The 16,461-nt window shown below is 33.9% G+C and carries 12 protein-coding genes; 9 read left to right on the top strand and 3 right to left on the bottom strand.

Annotation, left to right across the window (positions count from 1 at the left end; translation table 11 throughout):
• The gene (trkA, locus tag Q1B37_RS04105; protein ID WP_299602733.1) at positions 1–1,350 is read right to left on the bottom strand and encodes a Trk system potassium transporter TrkA; all 1,350 of its coding nucleotides are present in this window, start codon (positions 1,348–1,350) and stop codon (positions 1–3) included.
• Positions 1,351–1,784: 434 nt separating this feature from the next.
• On the opposite strand from trkA, the gene Q1B37_RS04100 reads away from it, so the two are divergent.
• From Q1B37_RS04100 to Q1B37_RS04090, 3 genes are all read left to right on the top strand, one after another.
• The gene (locus Q1B37_RS04100) at positions 1,785–2,879 is read left to right on the top strand and encodes a hypothetical protein (RefSeq protein WP_299895754.1); all 1,095 of its coding nucleotides are present in this window, start codon (positions 1,785–1,787) and stop codon (positions 2,877–2,879) included.
• Positions 2,880–3,121: 242 nt separating this feature from the next.
• Complete coding sequence (gene ubiE, locus Q1B37_RS04095; RefSeq protein WP_299895753.1) at positions 3,122–3,850, top strand: bifunctional demethylmenaquinone methyltransferase/2-methoxy-6-polyprenyl-1,4-benzoquinol methylase UbiE; 729 nt, start codon at positions 3,122–3,124, stop codon at positions 3,848–3,850.
• A 1-nt stretch (position 3,851) separates the two neighbouring features.
• A complete protein-coding gene (locus Q1B37_RS04090; protein ID WP_299895751.1) occupies positions 3,852–4,574 on the top strand; it encodes a porin family protein in 723 nt (240 codons plus the stop codon).
• A gap of 5 nt (positions 4,575–4,579) precedes the next feature.
• On the opposite strand, the gene Q1B37_RS04085 is transcribed toward Q1B37_RS04090, so the two are convergent.
• Entirely contained in the window at positions 4,580–5,311 is a 732-nt protein-coding gene (locus Q1B37_RS04085; RefSeq protein ID WP_299895749.1) for an RNA methyltransferase, read from the bottom strand.
• Positions 5,312–5,348: 37 nt separating this feature from the next.
• Here Q1B37_RS04085 and Q1B37_RS04080 point away from each other — a divergent pair, with 37 nt between their 5' ends.
• The 3 genes from Q1B37_RS04080 (at position 5,349) to accD (ending at position 9,995) form a co-directional block, all read left to right on the top strand.
• Entirely contained in the window at positions 5,349–7,913 is a 2,565-nt protein-coding gene (locus Q1B37_RS04080) for a BamA/TamA family outer membrane protein (RefSeq protein ID WP_299895748.1), read from the top strand.
• Positions 7,914–8,000: 87 nt separating this feature from the next.
• Positions 8,001–9,068: a class II fructose-bisphosphate aldolase gene (gene fbaA, locus Q1B37_RS04075; protein WP_299602749.1), complete on the top strand. Its 1,068-nt coding sequence runs from the start codon at positions 8,001–8,003 to the stop codon at positions 9,066–9,068.
• Between the two features lie 66 nt (positions 9,069–9,134).
• Entirely contained in the window at positions 9,135–9,995 is an 861-nt protein-coding gene (gene accD / locus Q1B37_RS04070; protein WP_299602751.1) for an acetyl-CoA carboxylase, carboxyltransferase subunit beta, read from the top strand.
• Between the two features lie 73 nt (positions 9,996–10,068).
• Here the strand turns inward: accD and Q1B37_RS04065 are convergent, their stop codons facing one another.
• On the bottom strand, positions 10,069–10,899 hold the full coding sequence (locus Q1B37_RS04065) for a hypothetical protein (protein WP_299895746.1): 831 nt from the start codon (positions 10,897–10,899) through the stop codon (positions 10,069–10,071).
• Between the two features lie 164 nt (positions 10,900–11,063).
• Between Q1B37_RS04065 and rpsO the strand changes: the two genes are divergently transcribed.
• From rpsO to Q1B37_RS04050, 3 genes are all read left to right on the top strand, one after another.
• Positions 11,064–11,333 (top strand): 30S ribosomal protein S15, encoded by a 270-nt coding sequence (gene rpsO / locus Q1B37_RS04060; RefSeq protein WP_299602757.1) that lies wholly within the window; start codon positions 11,064–11,066, stop codon positions 11,331–11,333.
• Between the two features lie 244 nt (positions 11,334–11,577).
• On the top strand, positions 11,578–13,767 hold the full coding sequence (locus Q1B37_RS04055) for a polyribonucleotide nucleotidyltransferase (RefSeq protein ID WP_299895744.1): 2,190 nt from the start codon (positions 11,578–11,580) through the stop codon (positions 13,765–13,767).
• A 137-nt stretch (positions 13,768–13,904) separates the two neighbouring features.
• Complete coding sequence (locus Q1B37_RS04050) at positions 13,905–16,412, top strand: chondroitinase-B domain-containing protein (protein ID WP_299895742.1); 2,508 nt, start codon at positions 13,905–13,907, stop codon at positions 16,410–16,412.
• Positions 16,413–16,461: the final 49 nt, after the last annotated feature.

Below are 16,461 nucleotides of genomic sequence, written 5' to 3'. Positions count from 1 at the left end.
TTACAGGAAAAGTTTTTCTATTTTCTTAATAGATTTTGGTAAACAGCATACCACTACTCTATCACCCGCTTTTATATAAAAACCTCCAAGAGGAATCATTCCTTCTCCATCTCTAATAACACCCGCTATAATTGCTGATCTTGGAAAATCAAGATCTCTAATCAGATTATCACTCACCTCAGATGTAGGCTTTACAACAAACTCTAGCAACTCTGCATTCATGTTATTCAGCTTTGTCATTGCCACTACTTCCCCTTTTCTAATAAATCTGAATATATTATTAGCTGCTAAAAGTTTTTTATTAATTAAGGTATCAATCCCAATCGAATGTGATAATTGAAAGTAGTCCATATTTTCTACTAAAGCTATCGTCTTCCGAACACCTTTCGATTTTGCTACTAAGCAAGACATAATATTGGTCTCTGAATTACCAGTTACAGCAATAAAAGCATCCATATCATCTATGTTCTCCTCTTCTAGCAACTCTACATTACGCCCATCACCATTGATAATCAATGCATTTGGAAGATCATCTGCTAGATCAAAAGCTTTATCCTTATCACTTTCTATAAGCTTAACCCTAAACTTATGATCACATAAATCACAAGTTGTTTTATAACCAATTTTACTCCCTCCAAGAATCATAACTTTCTTGATCTGTTCCTTAACCTTACCGGTTAACTTATACAGTTCTTCCACTCCACCTTTTGATGTTACGAAATATACCTGATCTCCTTCCTTGAATTTAGTATCTCCCCTAGGTATAATGGTATATTGGGTACCTGATCGCTGAATAGCAATGGGCATAAAATGTAATTCTGGAAAAATCTCTGCTGCTTCCCTAACAGTCTTATCTACAAAAAGAGCGGACTCAGAAAGTGTAGTCCCCACCATGGTTAGTGCTCCATCTTCAAACTCATAACTATCACTAAAAGCAGACTGATTAAGTAATAGTTCAATTTCACTTGCTGCTAATGCTTCTGGAGAAATTAATTCATCTATTCCAAACTTAATAAAACCTACTTCTTCCTTATTTTCAATAAACTCAGTATTTGATATTCTGGCGATCGTGCGTTTTGCTCCTAATTGTTTTGCTAAAACACATACGGTAATATTAGTAGTCTCACTAGAGGTAACACTTATTACCATATCAACATTTTCTACTCTGGCATCTTTAAGAATACTTATTGAAGTTGCATCTCCCTTTATCACACGTATATCCAAGTGACTATCCGCATAATTTAAACATTCTTTATCAGGATCTATCAGTGTAATATCCTGAGACTCAAATGAAAGTAATTTCGCCAAATGAAACCCTACCTCGCCTGCTCCGGCAATAATAATTTTCATCGGTGTTTTTTATTATTTATCATCAAAAGATAAAATTAAACTTCAGCAGAAACCCTGTTTTTAAAGGTGAAAAATTTCTACTGAAAAATAAAAGTCTACAAAGATAATGGAATTTAATAAACTGGTAAAATTATTAAATAACGCCTACACAAAAAGCAAATTCAAAATAGTAGTTTATCAAAAAAGATCACTTTCATTTGAAACAATCAAATCCTCTTTAAAGACAAAAAACACATCATTAAGACCAACTTATTTCTACATTTTCAAGTATAAAATCAATCAGTATGTACAGAGTTTTTACAAAAAGAGTAATATAATATCGGCACTTACTTTATTTGGAGTTATTCTCTATAAAAACTATTAAATTGGGTAACAATTTCATGATTATTGTTATTAATCATTTTACCTTAATATTCAACCATAAACCCTAAAACATGAAAAGAACAACTACTATTTTACTTTTATTATTAATTACAACTAACACTCTTTTAAGTCAAAACCTACAAATTACCAGAAGAGACTTTACAGACCCAAACAATTATATACATTCTCTTCTAGAATTAAATGAAACTAATGGAACTATTTTAGACACTTATGATTACACTGCTACATTCCCAGGATTTAACGCAGTAGAAAGTTTAACTTATAATCAAGCAACAAAAGAAGTCTTTGGCATTTCTGATAATTTAATTTTAAAATATAATATAGAAACTGGCATTGAAGATTCCTTTACTCTCCCATCATTAACTTCAGGAGATTATCAGGATGTGGTCATTGCCAATAATAGATTATTTGTTTCTAGAAGGGATTTTACAGATCCAAACAACTACATTAATTCTCTAGTAGAATTAAACCAAACCGATGGTAGCATTATTGACACATATGACTATACTGCTACATTCCCTGGATTCAATTCTGTAGAAAGTTTGACTTACAATTCAGAAACCTCAGAAATTTTCGGCATTTCTGATAATCTAATTTTAAAGTACAACATAGAAACAGCTAATGAAGGATCGTTTACATTACCATCGCTAACTTCAGGTGATTATCAGGATGTAGTCATCGCAAATAATAGGTTATATGTTTCTAGAAGGGATTTCACAGATCCTAACAACTATATTCATTCTTTGGTAGAATTAAATCAGACAGATGGCAGCGTTATTAGCACTTATGACTATACAGCTACATTTCCAGGATTTGATGCTGTAGAAAGTTTAACCTACAACCCAGAAACTTCAGAGATCATTGGTTTTTCAGAAACTTTAGTTTTAAAGTACAATATAGATACAGGAACAGAAGGTTCTTTCGACATGCCTACATTACCTTCAGGAGACTATGGAGCAATTGTGAGCACGGCCGATGACCCTTTATTATCAATAGAGGACGTTCAACTTCCTGAAGCAAATCAAAAAATCGTTACAGCTCATAATTTACTAGGACAAGAAGTTCCAGCAGATTCTACAAACGAAATTATTATTATTCTTTTTGAAAATGGCACCAGAAAAAAAGTTTATAATCTAAAAATATAAGCTTTCAAATAGCAACGAAAAGGTAATCCAACAACTCTTTCTTCAGAACTTTTAAAGCCATGAAATTGGAGAAGGTTGTTGGATTTCCTCATTTTAAATATTAACCTTAAAAAATGAAATTATCCAAATTAATTGCTATCCAGTAAGAGTGATATTAAAAAACATTTCGGATTACCGTAACTAAATGACATTCTTTTCCTACGATACCTATCAAAAATGTATATTTGCCTAAATTTTTTTGAATGTCAGAAAAGATAACGCCATACAAGGATAAAACTACCACCAAGAAAGAACAGGTTACAGAAATGTTTGATACTATTTCTGGTAACTATGATGGTCTTAACAGAGTCATTTCTTTCGGGATTGATGTGAAATGGCGTAAAAAAGTTGTCAAAATAGTTTCTAAAACGAAACCAAAAAACATTCTAGATGTAGCCACAGGAACGGGAGATCTAGCAATTAATCTAGCAGAAACGGGAGCTACCGAAATTGTTGGCTTAGACATTTCCGCAGGGATGCTAGATGTAGGAAAAGATAAAATCAAAACGAAAAAACTAGACCAAATTATCACAATGGTGAAAGGAGATGGTGAGAGTTTACCCTATGAGGATAATTATTTTGATGCTATCACTGTTGCTTTTGGTGTAAGAAATTTTGAAGATTTAGAACAAGGTTTATCAGAAATATATCGCGTATTAAAACCGAAAGGAATATTTGTTGTTCTGGAAACCTCAGTACCTACGAAAACCCCTTATAAACAAGGTTACAAACTATACACCAGCTCAATACTACCATTAATTGGAAAGATCTTTTCGAAAGATAGATCCGCTTATTCTTATCTTAGTGAAAGTGCTGCAGCTTTTCCTTATGGAAATGCTTTCAACAATATTTTGAGAAAAATTGGGTTTATAGAAGTCAAGGATCATCCGCAAACTTTTGGTGTCGCTACAATTTATACAGCAACAAAATAATATGAAAAGAATTTTTATTGCCATAGCTGTGATTGTTTGTACTCAAGATATGAGTGCACAGTTATTTTCTAAAGAACGTGTTAGAAATTTACAAAACTATGATAAGCCAAGATTAAATTGGGGGTACACCCTTGGTTTTAATACTTATGATTTTAATTTTGACTATAAAGCTACTCCAGATGGTGAAGAACCTTTATTGACCAACGACGTAGAAGTTGCTCGATCTATCGGGTTTAATGTAGGTCTATTAGGGAATTTAAGAATCAACGACTACCTAGATCTTAGACTAGAGCCTCAAGTATCATTTGTAAGAAGAGACTTAACTTTTACAGGACCTGATTTTGATGAAAATCAAAGATTCAGAGAAGTAACTTCTACCTATGTACATATACCATTACTATTAAAAGTTTCCACCAAAAGACTTAATAATTTTAAACCATTTATTGTTGGTGGAGTATCTACTTCTATAAATTTATCCAGTAATGAGAGTAATCCAGATGACAATAGTGTAGGACAGTTTAGAACAAAAACAAACACCAACTATTTTGAACTTGGATTCGGGATAGATTTTTACCTCTTTTATTTCAAATTTTCACCTTCGATACGCGGTGTGTTTGCAATGACAGACGAATTAGTCGCTGATAATGATCCTAATAGCCCTTATACATCAGCTATTGATAAAATGTCTTCTAGAGGAGTTTTTATCAACTTTACCTTTCAATAAAAACACTAAGAACGTCTAAATTCATTAAGAATTATTGCGGTAGCCGTTGCCACATTCAAGCTTTCCGTTATTTGGGTTTCGCCAAATCTTGGTATGGCTATTTTTTTTGAAACCAGTGATGCTATCTCACCAGAAATACCATTAGCTTCATTGCCCATTACAATAATTCCTTTTTTAGACAACGATTCTTGGTAAATAACCTCACCATCCATAAACGTTCCGTATACTGATACTGTATCTTTATATAAACTCAAAAAGTCAAAAAGGTTAGTATACGTTATATTAACACGTGTGATAGACCCCATAGTAGCTTGAACAACCTTTGGATTATAACAATCTACAGTTTGATCAGAACATACTAAATTAGTGATCCCAAACCAATCGCATAAACGGATAATGGTTCCAAGGTTACCGGGATCACGAACATCATCCAAAGCTACAATCAAATTATCAGTATCGATCAACTTAGCATTAGGGATATAAAAAAGCGCTAAAGCAAACTGTGGTGTCTTAAGAAAAGTAATTCCTTTTAACTCAGCTTCACTTACAATAAACGTTTTTTCTTTGGGTGTATTAAAAAAAGACTCATCCATGGAAAAAAGAGAATGAAGCTCTAAATCAGCATCTAAAAACTCCTGAATCACTTTTTTACCTTCTGCAACAAACAATCCATGTTGTTTTCGGTACTTTTTTTGATGTAAACTATTTATTAATTTCTTTTGGTTTTTGCTAACCATACAAATAATGTATTTTTGACACAATAATGAATCTCGATTGAAACACCTGTTCACAAAAATAGTATTTGTTGTAGTATCTACAATTTTTTTAATTTCCTGTAACTCAATTAAAAGAGTATCTGAAGAAGATTCTTTATTGGTTAAAAATGAAATTTTTGTTGATAGCATTAAAAGTAATGACACTAAACTTTACAATCAGCTATACCAAAAACCGAATTCAAAACTTGCATGGACTCCTTTTAGACTTCACCTCTATAATATGGCAAAGGTAAATCCTGACTCCTCTTATCAAAACTGGCTATATAAGAATCCTAAAAGAGAACAAAAATTAATTAATTTTTTATCTAAAAAACAGGTTAATCGATTAGGTGTAGCCTATTCTGGAATTAATAATTGGTTAAAAAAAGCTGGAGAAGCTCCAGTTGTAGTTGATAGTGCTAAAGCAAAAAGATCTGTAAAAAGATTGCAGTCCTATTACTGGAATAACGGTTGGTTTAATGTAAAAACAGACTACAGTATCAATTATAAAGAAGATCAAAGAGCATCCGCTTCTTATTATGTAAGACCTCACAAGCCTTACTTTATAGACACATTAAATACTAAAATCGATTCTAAAGTAGCTGATTCTATTTACAAACTACATCAAGACGAATCTGCAATCGTTGTTGGAAAACAATATAGAACCTTAGATATTGAATCAGAAAGAGAACGCTTAACCAGCTTATATAGAAATTCTGGGCTATATCATTTCGAAAAAGAATACATAAAATTTGATGCCGATACCGTAAATACAGATCAAAAAATACACCTAAATCTACTTATTAAGGACAGACAAGTAACAGAAGATGAAGAAACAAAAAGAGTACCTTTTCAGGTACATAAGATTAGCAAAGTAAATGTATTTACGGATTACTCCTATCAAAACAGAAATGAAACTCCAAAAGACAGTGCCTCATACAATGGATATAACATTTATAGTTATGACAAGTTGAGATATACTCGCAAAGCTATTGCCAACTCTATACTGATAACACCAGGAGAAATTTTTAGAGATAAAGACCGAACCCTTACGTATAATCAGATTAATAATTTAAAAACTTTTAAATATCCAAACATCCGATACATTGTAGATCCAGATGATCCAAAAGGAACCGATCTTATTGCCAATGTATTATTAACACCCAGAAAAAAATACAGTACTAATGTAGAATTCGACGTATCTACTTCTAATATTCAGGTATTCGGAATTGGTTTTAGTGGTTCATTCTTAATACGAAATGTTTTTGGTGGAGCTGAAATTTTTGAAATCTCAGGAAGAGGTAGTGTTGGATCCTCTAAAGATCCCGTAGATCCAAATGGGCAATTTTTTGACATTTCCGAAATTGGGGTCGATCTTAAATTATCATTTCCTAAAATTATTTTCCCACTTCAAACGAGGAGAATCATCCCTAAATACATGTCTCCGACTACTAATCTTATTTTCGGTATCAACACCCAACAAAACATTGGTTTAGACAAACAAAATGCTTCCGGAATATTCAACTATGAATGGAAACCAAACACAAAACTTACAAATCAGATTGATTTAGTTAATGTTCAATACGTTAGAAATCTAAATACAGGAAACTATTTCAACGTATATTCTAACTCTTTCAGCAGATTAAATAATATTGCTAATGAAGTATTAGATTCAAATTCACCATTTTTTGATCCTGAAAACGAGAACGAGACTAGATTGTCAATTCCATCTGGTGCCAATAGCTTTATAATAGAATCGCTCAGCGAAACTCCTGATCCTGATCTTACTTCAGAACAATTACAAGAAATCAGAAATATCAATGAACGAAAAGAACGACTTACAGAAGACAACCTTATTTTTGCTTCTAGCTATACCTATTTAAAAAATAATCGAGAAAATCTTTATGATGAGGATTTTTCAATTTTCAGAGCAAAAATAGAATTAGCTGGAAACGTTTTAAATACAGTTTCTAACCTAACAGGATTAAACAAAAACTCTAACGATCGTTTCGAGATCTTTGGAGTAGAATTCTCACAATATGTAAAAACAGAATTGGATTATATAAAACATTGGGATCTCGGTGGAAAAAGTGTTTTAGCCTTTAGAGCCTTTGGTGGGATCGCACTACCTTATGGAAATGCTAATAGTATTCCTTTTGCTAGAAGTTTCTTTGGTGGTGGTCCAAATGACAACCGAGCTTGGCTTCCTTATGATTTAGGACCTGGAAGTAGTGGCGGCAGAAACGAATTCAATGAAGCCAATATGAAAATTGCATTAAACGCAGAGTTTAGATACAATATTTTAGGCTCACTTAATGGAGCTTTCTTTGTAGATGCTGGTAATATCTGGAACGTTTTAGATAGTGTGGAGGAAGAAGATGCTGTTTTTTCAAGATTAGATGATATTCAGGAAATAGCCGTCGGAAGTGGTTTAGGATTGCGTTATGATTTCGATTTTTTTGTAGTTAGATTAGACCTTGGTTTTAAAACATTCAACCCTGCTCGCTTAGAAGATCAAAGATGGTTTAAAGGTTATAATTTTTCTGAAGGTGTTTATAATGTGGGGATTAATTATCCTTTCTAAAAAACAATCACACTTTTCGTCTTTAAAATTAAAATTCATTCCGTATTATTTTATTATTTTTGTAGGCTTATTAACTAAAAGTAAATTATGAGTCACAACATCAAACCAGGAGTTGCAACAGGAGACGAAGTACAGGCTATCTTTAATCATGCAAAAGAAAATGCTTACGCCTTACCAGCGGTAAATGTAATTGGATCCAATTCTATCAACGCTGTATTAGAAACTGCAGCAGAATTAAACTCACCGGTAATTATTCAATTCTCTAACGGAGGAGCTCAATTTAATGCAGGAAAAGGACTTTCTAATGAAGATCAAAAAGCTGCAATCGCAGGTGCTACTGCAGGAGCTCGACATGTACACCTAATGGCTGAAGCTTATGGGGTACCTGTAATTTTGCATACTGACCACTGTGCAAAAAAATTACTTCCTTGGATAGACGGATTGTTAGAAGCAGGAGAAGCTTTTTACAAAGAAACAGGAAAACCTTTATATAGCTCTCATATGATTGATTTATCAGAGGAGCCTATAGAAGAAAACATCGAAATCTGTAAAGAATATCTTGCTCGTATGAGTAAAATGGGGATGACTCTAGAAATAGAATTAGGTATTACTGGAGGAGAAGAAGATGGTGTGGACAATAGTGATGTAGATGATTCTAAATTATACACGCAACCAGAAGAAGTTGCTTACGCTTATGAAGAATTAAGCAAAGTAAGTGACAAATTTACCGTAGCGGCTGCTTTTGGTAATGTTCATGGTGTATATAAACCAGGAAATGTAAAATTAACTCCTAAAATTTTGAAAAACTCTCAGGAGTTTATTTCTGAAAAATATGGTGTAGAACATAACCACATTGACTTCGTGTTCCACGGAGGAAGCGGTTCTACTCTAGAAGAAATCAGAGAAGCAATTGGATACGGAGTAATTAAAATGAATATTGACACAGACTTACAGTTTGCTTTTAACGAAGGGATTAGAGATTACATGACCGGTAAGATTGATTATCTTAAAACGCAAATTGGAAATCCAGAAGGCGCTGATGAGCCTAATAAGAAATATTACGACCCTAGAAAATGGTTAAGAGAAGGTGAAATCACCTTTAAAACCCGTCTTAAAAAGGCTTTCGAGGATTTAAATAATGTAAATACATTATAACTAATAGACAACCAAGCTGAAACTCTGAATAAAAAAGAGTTTCAGCTTTTTTAATACAAATAATTTATGGCTTGGTTTAAGAGAACTCAAAAAGGTATACAAACCGCTACTGAGGACAAAAAAGACGTTCCAAAAGGACTTTGGTATAAATCTCCAACTGGTAAAATAGTTGATGCAGAACAACTGGAAAAGAACTTTTATGTAAGTCCCGAAGACGGATATCACGTAAGAATCGGTAGTAAAGAATATTTCGAAATTCTTTTTGATGATAATAAATTTAAAGAATTAGACAAAAACCTTTCCTCTAAGGACCCTCTTAAATTCGAAGACAAAAAGAAGTATACTGAACGTCTTAAAGATGCTCAGGAGAAAACGAACTTAAAAGACGCTGTTAGAACTGCAGTAGGAAAATCAAATGGTAATGACATTGTAATTGCTTGTATGGATTTTTCATTCATCGGTGGATCTATGGGAAGCGTTGTTGGAGAAAAAATAGCCAGAGCTGCAGATCATTCCTTAAAACATAACATACCCTTTATGATTATCTCTAAATCTGGAGGTGCTCGAATGATGGAAGCAGCATTATCACTTATGCAGTTAGCAAAAACTTCTGCTAAACTTGCTCAACTGGCAGATGCAGGAATTCCTTACATTTCTTTATGTACAGATCCTACTACAGGAGGAACGACTGCCTCTTTTGCAATGCTCGGAGACATCAATATTGCAGAACCAGGAGCTTTGATAGGATTTGCTGGTCCAAGAGTTGTTCGCGATACCACAGGAAAAGAACTTCCTGAAGGTTTCCAAACAGCAGAATTCCTTAAAGAACATGGGTTCTTAGACTTTATAAGCCCTAGACAAAATCTAAAAGAAAAAATAAATCTATATCTTGATCTTATCCTAAACAGACCTTTATCATCTAATTAGAGATACGATTTTTAGACAAACAAAAAAGCGTCCTTGAAAACAAGGACGCTTTTTCTTTGTTTAAACCAAATAATTACAACACAATTTCTCTTTGTTCTCCATCTGAATTGGTAAACACTGCTTTATTATCGCAAGAACCATCTCCATAATCTAAAGTACCACTGTAATTAGTTCTCACCAACTCTACTACCCCACTAACTAAAAATCTACAACTAGCTTCTCTTCTTATAGGCGTAGTGATCGTTGTACTATGCATATTACCATTTGCAAGATTTGTTTGCCATGCTCCCGTAATTAAAAACACATTATCACCCCAATTACCATTAAAGGCACCTTCTATCCATTCTCTAGTCTTACTACCTGTTCTTGATGCTTGTGTACCATCAGCAAAAGTTACTGTAAGATCTAAATCCATTGAATACTGTGGATTCCCATTAGTATTTGATTTTAATCTTGTAATTGTTTTCGCTCCTTCAAATTGCATATCGTCTATAAAGAAAGCTTCTAAGCCATAATTAATAACCAATGACATAGCATCTACATCGAGCTGATAAGACATCAGTATCTTTCCTTTTACAATATGCCCACTTCTCACCTCACAACCTTCTGTTCCAAAATCAATTGTTACCTCCTTAGAAGTATCAGTTAAAACCACAGTTATTGTAGCACAATCAGGCAAAAAACGATTATTACTGCTTTTTCCTAAGTTCTCTTCATCCTCGAAACCTTGCAATGTAAGATCACTTATTACCTCAGAACCGTCATCAATATTCGCTGTTAAGGAAGCTTCCGTCGTATCTATAGCATCAAATGATAATTGATCTGCTACTTCTTCGCTATTACATCCCACTAAAACCACAGAAAAGAATGCAATAAATCCAAATTTTAAAATGTTGTTCTTCATTATCTTAATTTTTAATGTTACTTCTCTAGGACTTACCTATTTAAAAAAGGTTTAATTAAGGACGTTTTTTTTCATAAAAAGAGTTTCTTGTCGAAAAAGTATTATATTTGCACGCTAATAGCAGAATGCTATTTATACATAAAAATCATTTAAATAATATTGGAATGTATTTAACAAAAGAAATTAAAGAAGAAATCTTCGCAAAACACGGTAAAGGTAAAAACGATACGGGTTCTGCTGAAGGACAGATTGCATTGTTTACACACAGAATTTCACACTTAACTGAACACTTAAAAAAGAATCGTAAAGATTTTAACACTGAGCGTTCACTAGTAAAATTAGTAGGTAAGCGTAGAGATCTTTTAGACTATCTTAAAAAGAAAGATATCATGAGATATCGTGCAATCGTAAAAGAATTAGGATTAAGAAAATAATCAAAAAAGAGAGGCTGTATGCCTCTCTTTTTAATTATACTCTTATTTTCTTTTTGACAAAATTTAATAAAACATTTTGATCTAGAGAAGATTAAAATGAATGCCTTAGTTTTTCATTGGTCGCACAACAACTACAACAACACAACCTTGTCCGTCCGAGTAAGACGGAAACCAATGTTTAATGAAATCTTGATATAAGAAATGCAATCGCATTATATATTGAGATTAGAATCAAAAAAAGAATATGATTCCAAAAGTGTATAGAGAGGTCATTGACCTAGGTGATGGAAGAGAAATTAGTTTAGAGACTGGAAAATTAGCAAAACAGGCACATGGTTCTGTTGTTGTACAATCAGGAAAGTGTATGCTATTATGTACTGTAGTTTCTAACTATAAAGCCGCAGATGTAGATTTCCTTCCATTAACTGTAGACTATAGAGAAAAATTTGCAGCTGCAGGTAGATATCCTGGTGGATTCTTCAAGAGAGAAGCGAGACCAAGTGATGGAGAGGTATTAACAATGAGATTAGTAGACCGTGTACTACGTCCACTATTTCCTAAAGATTATCACTCCGAAACTCAGGTAATGATTCAGTTAATGTCTCATGATGAAAATGTGATGCCAGATGCAATGGCGGCATTGGCAGCGTCTGCAGCAATACAATTATCTGATTTTCCATTTGAATGTCCTATTTCTGAAGTAAGAGTAGGAAGAATTAACGGAGAGTTTATTGTAAATCCTACAAGAGCTCAATTAGACGAATCTGATATTGATATGGTCATCGGAGCATCTGAAGATTCTGTTATGATGGTTGAAGGAGAAATGGATGAAATTTCCGAAGAGGAAATGACAGAAGCTATCAAGTTTGCACATGAAGCTATTAAGGCACAATGTATTGCTCAAAGAAAATTAGCAGAAGCATTCGGAAAGAAGGAAGTTAGAGAATACGAACCAGAAAGAAATGATGAAGATCTAGCTCAGAAAATTCATGATATGGCATATGCTAAAGTATATGCTGTAGCAAAACAAGGTTCTTCTAAGAAAGAAAGAGGTGCTGCATTTGCAGAAATCAAAGAAGAAATATTAGCTACTTTTTCTGAAGAGGAATTAGAAGACATAGGAGACTTAGTTTCTAAATATTACGGAAAAGCCGAAAAAGCAGCGGTTCGTGATTTGACACTAAACGAAGGATTACGACTTGATGGAAGAAAGACAACCGAAATTAGACCAATTTGGTGTGAAGTCGACTATCTACCATCTACACACGGATCGTCTATATTTACAAGGGGTGAAACACAGGCTTTAGCAACTGTAACTTTAGGAACTTCTAGAGAAGCTAATCAGATAGATATGCCTTCTTACGAAGGAGAAGAAACATTTTATCTACATTACAACTTCCCTCCTTTCTCTACAGGAGAAGCAAGACCAATTCGTGGAACTTCAAGAAGAGAGGTCGGACATGGTAATTTAGCGCAACGTGCTCTTAAAGGAATGATTCCTGATGACTGTCCATATACAGTTCGTGTAGTTTCTGAAATTCTAGAATCTAACGGATCTTCTTCTATGGCAACAGTATGTTCTGGAACTATGGCATTAATGGATGCTGGAGTTCAACTAAAAAAGCCAGTTTCAGGTATTGCGATGGGATTAATTTCCGATCCAGACACAGGTAATTATGCAGTATTATCGGATATTCTAGGTGATGAAGATCACTTAGGAGACATGGACTTTAAAGTTACTGGTACTGCAGATGGTATCACTGCTTGCCAGATGGATATTAAGATTAAAGGATTAAGCTATGAGATTTTAGTAAATGCATTAAAACAAGCTCGTGATGGACGTTTACACATTCTCGAAAAATTAACCGATACAATTTCTACTCCAAATGCAGATGTAAAAGGACACGCTCCAAAAATGGTTACCAGAACCATTCCTGGAGAATATATTGGTGCTCTTATCGGACCTGGAGGTAAGGTTATTCAAGAACTTCAGAAGGAAACAAATACAACTATTGTAATTAATGAAGATCCTGTTACCGAAGAAGGTATTGTAGAAATCCTTGGTACAGATCAAGAAGGAATTGATAAAGTTCTAGCAAAAATAAATGCTATTACTTTCAAACCAGAAGTAGGAAGTGTCTATGAAGTGAAAGTTGTAAAAATGCTTGACTTCGGAGCTGTTGTAGAATATATGGAAGCTCCAGGAAATGAAGTACTACTTCACGTTTCTGAATTAGCTTGGGAACGTACTGAAAATGTAAGTGACGTGGTAAATATGGGTGATGTAATGGATGTAAAATACTTTGGTATTGATTCTAGAACTCGAAAGGAAAAAGTTTCCAGAAAAGCTTTATTACCTAGACCACCAAGAAAAGATGGTGATAAACCAAGAGGTGATAGAAAACCAAGAAACAATGACAAAAAAGAGAAGTAGACTATAACATTTCTCTAAACACCTAATAATAAACGCTTTCATTATTTTTGAAAGCGTTTTTTGGTTTTACAAAAATGAATAGTATATTTGTCTGGTTGACCAAATTGGTTGACCAATTTAATTGAAGACCCTAAATCATGAACATTAAAATCTTAACAAGCACAATCGTCATTTGTGTATTGCTGACTTTTGCAAATACCCCAATATTTGCACAAACAGTTTCTAACAATTCTGAATTACAAAGCGCTATCACTAATGCATCCGCAGGATCTACCATTACACTAGCTAATGGAACTTGGACAAATGTGGTCATAAACATCAATAAAAATGGCACGGAAACAAATCCAGTTACTATCAAAGCACAAACTCCAGGTTCAGTTTTTTTCGAAGGTAATTCTAGAGTAAGTATGGGTGGTTCCTATGTTGTTTTTGAAGGAGTAGTTTTTCAAAATCCATCAAACTTAAGCACTAGCGGAAGTACAATAGAACCTATAATTGAGTTTAGAGATAGTAGTAACAATGAATGTGATCATTGTACAGTAACAAATATAAAAGTAGATAGTTATAATGGAACTACATCACAAGAAACCTTAACTTTCAAATGGATTGTGGTGTACGGACAATATAACGAAATTAGCTTCAGTTCATTTATTGGAAAACATGGTATTGGTAGTATTATCAACGACAATAGAAATGCTACTTCTACTGAATTTGCAGAGCCTGATTTTACAAAAATTCATCATAACTATTTTGCAGATCGTACACCAATTAGAGAGGTTAATCAGGATAATGATCAAGATGCTATTAGAATAGGAAACAGTAGCACCTCATTACATCCTTCTAATACTGAAGTTTATGACAATCTATTTTACAACTGGTCTGGAGAAGTAGAAATTATTTCAAACAAAAGTGGTGAAAACAAATATTACAATAATACTTTTAGAGACTATCAAGGAACGTTAACATTACGCCATGGTGATAACTGCGAAGTATACAACAACTTCTTTTTTGCCCAAAACAATCTTTTTTCGGGTGGTATTCGTGTAATTGGAGAAGGACATAGAGTATATAACAACTATATTGAAGGAGTAAATTCTGAAAAACCAGATGGTAGCAACACTAGTACAGCTGGAGCTATTAATGTTAGTAATGGAAGACCTAATACAGCCCTTAATGGATATTATCAGGTTATTGATGCTACTATAGTAAATAATACTTTTGTAAACTGTGATTATGGTTTTAGAATCGGAACTAATGTTGGAGGTAACTTAAGCTTAGCACCAGAAAACTTAATTATTGCAAATAATATCATGATTAATACTGCAGAAAGTGCAGTTGACGAGCAAACAGCACCAACAGGAACATCCGTATATCAAGGAAATATAACACAAAATGGTTCCTGGGATCTTTCAACGGGCACTAATAGTAACCAAGTAGTAACATCTGGACTTTTAGAAAATGGTCCTTTTTATTATGAATTAGGTTCTAACAGTCCTGCTATCGACGCAGCAGTTGGTAACTACCCTTTTGTTACTACGGACATCTTAGGAGGTACTCGTTCTGGAAGCCTTGATGCAGGTGCAGAAGAATTCAATTCAGGTGGATCTCGTATTCCATACACAACTGCCGATGTAGGTGTGAGTATTGGTTTTGGTGGAACTGGAATGGATACTCCAAGACTAACAGCTACTCCAACAACATTGAACGCAAATCGAAGTGGAGGAAACATTTCGTTTGAAATCAATGCTAATGTTAACTGGACTATAACCGAAAACTCCGCTTGGATAACAGTTGATAATGTTTCGGGAAGCAACTCTGCAATAATTACAGTTGACTATACAGAGAATAATACTAATGCACAGCGTACCGCAACCTTAACCATTAATGAGACTCCTGGAGGAAGTGATTTAACCACTACAGTAAACATTATACAGTCTAATCTTTTTTCAGAAGAAATCACCATAGTAGACGCAACTGCAATAGGAACTGAACAAGGAAAACCTAATGTTGGACCTCAATTTGCTTGGGATGATAATGTAACCGCATCTGAATATTGGACAGGAGACGCAAATACCGAACCTGAAGTTTCGATAACATTCGATGTATCTTGTATAAGAACCCTTAGTCAAATAGGAATTCATGTTTTAAAAGCTGATGAAAGAACGATTAATTTCGATATTGCCGTTGCCGATGATCAAAATGGTCCTTTTACCAATGTATTAACAGGACAAGATAGTGCCATCGAAAGTGGTGCTGAAAATACAGAGCAGTTATTTGCTCTTAACAATGTAACAGGAAGATATATCAAGTTTACTTCCAATGGTACCAATACAGGATCTGGTTTTGCAAGTATTGTCGAAGTGAATATCTATGGTGACCTAGAATGTGATGCTACCTTAGGAGTAGATGAAAACACTCTAGCTAGTAAGGGTATTTTATTATACCCTATTCCTTCACAAAACCAACCGATCCAAATCATTTCTAAGACAGCTATCGGTTTAGTACAAGTCTTTGATCTTAAAGGTAGAACAATCCTAAAAGAAGAGTTTAATAGTACCAATGGTACGATTAACACTAATAACTTAAGTAGTGGAACTTATATTGCTAAAATACAAGGAGCCTACGGTCGTTTTGTGATACAATAACAACAAAAAACAACCCCTCTTTAATAGGTCTTAAAGAGGGGTTGTTTTT

Source organism: uncultured Aquimarina sp., from assembly GCF_947492965.1.
GTDB lineage: Bacteria > Bacteroidota > Bacteroidia > Flavobacteriales > Flavobacteriaceae > Aquimarina.
Note: the sequence above shows the minus strand (reverse complement) of the source record. Positions and strands in the feature narration are given on the sequence as shown.

Coding starts and splice junctions, on each gene's coding strand:
- trkA (WP_299602733.1), bottom strand. CDS start 1,350: ATGAAAATTATTATTGCCGGAGCAGGCGAGGTAGGGTTTCATTTGGCG.
- Q1B37_RS04100 (WP_299895754.1), top strand. CDS start 1,785: ATGAAAAGAACAACTACTATTTTACTTTTATTATTAATTACAACTAAC.
- ubiE (WP_299895753.1), top strand. CDS start 3,122: ATGTCAGAAAAGATAACGCCATACAAGGATAAAACTACCACCAAGAAA.
- Q1B37_RS04090 (WP_299895751.1), top strand. CDS start 3,852: ATGAAAAGAATTTTTATTGCCATAGCTGTGATTGTTTGTACTCAAGAT.
- Q1B37_RS04085 (WP_299895749.1), bottom strand. CDS start 5,311: ATGGTTAGCAAAAACCAAAAGAAATTAATAAATAGTTTACATCAAAAA.
- fbaA (WP_299602749.1), top strand. CDS start 8,001: ATGAGTCACAACATCAAACCAGGAGTTGCAACAGGAGACGAAGTACAG.
- accD (WP_299602751.1), top strand. CDS start 9,135: ATGGCTTGGTTTAAGAGAACTCAAAAAGGTATACAAACCGCTACTGAG.
- Q1B37_RS04065 (WP_299895746.1), bottom strand. CDS start 10,899: ATGAAGAACAACATTTTAAAATTTGGATTTATTGCATTCTTTTCTGTG.
- rpsO (WP_299602757.1), top strand. CDS start 11,064: ATGTATTTAACAAAAGAAATTAAAGAAGAAATCTTCGCAAAACACGGT.
- Q1B37_RS04055 (WP_299895744.1), top strand. CDS start 11,578: ATGATTCCAAAAGTGTATAGAGAGGTCATTGACCTAGGTGATGGAAGA.
- Q1B37_RS04050 (WP_299895742.1), top strand. CDS start 13,905: ATGAACATTAAAATCTTAACAAGCACAATCGTCATTTGTGTATTGCTG.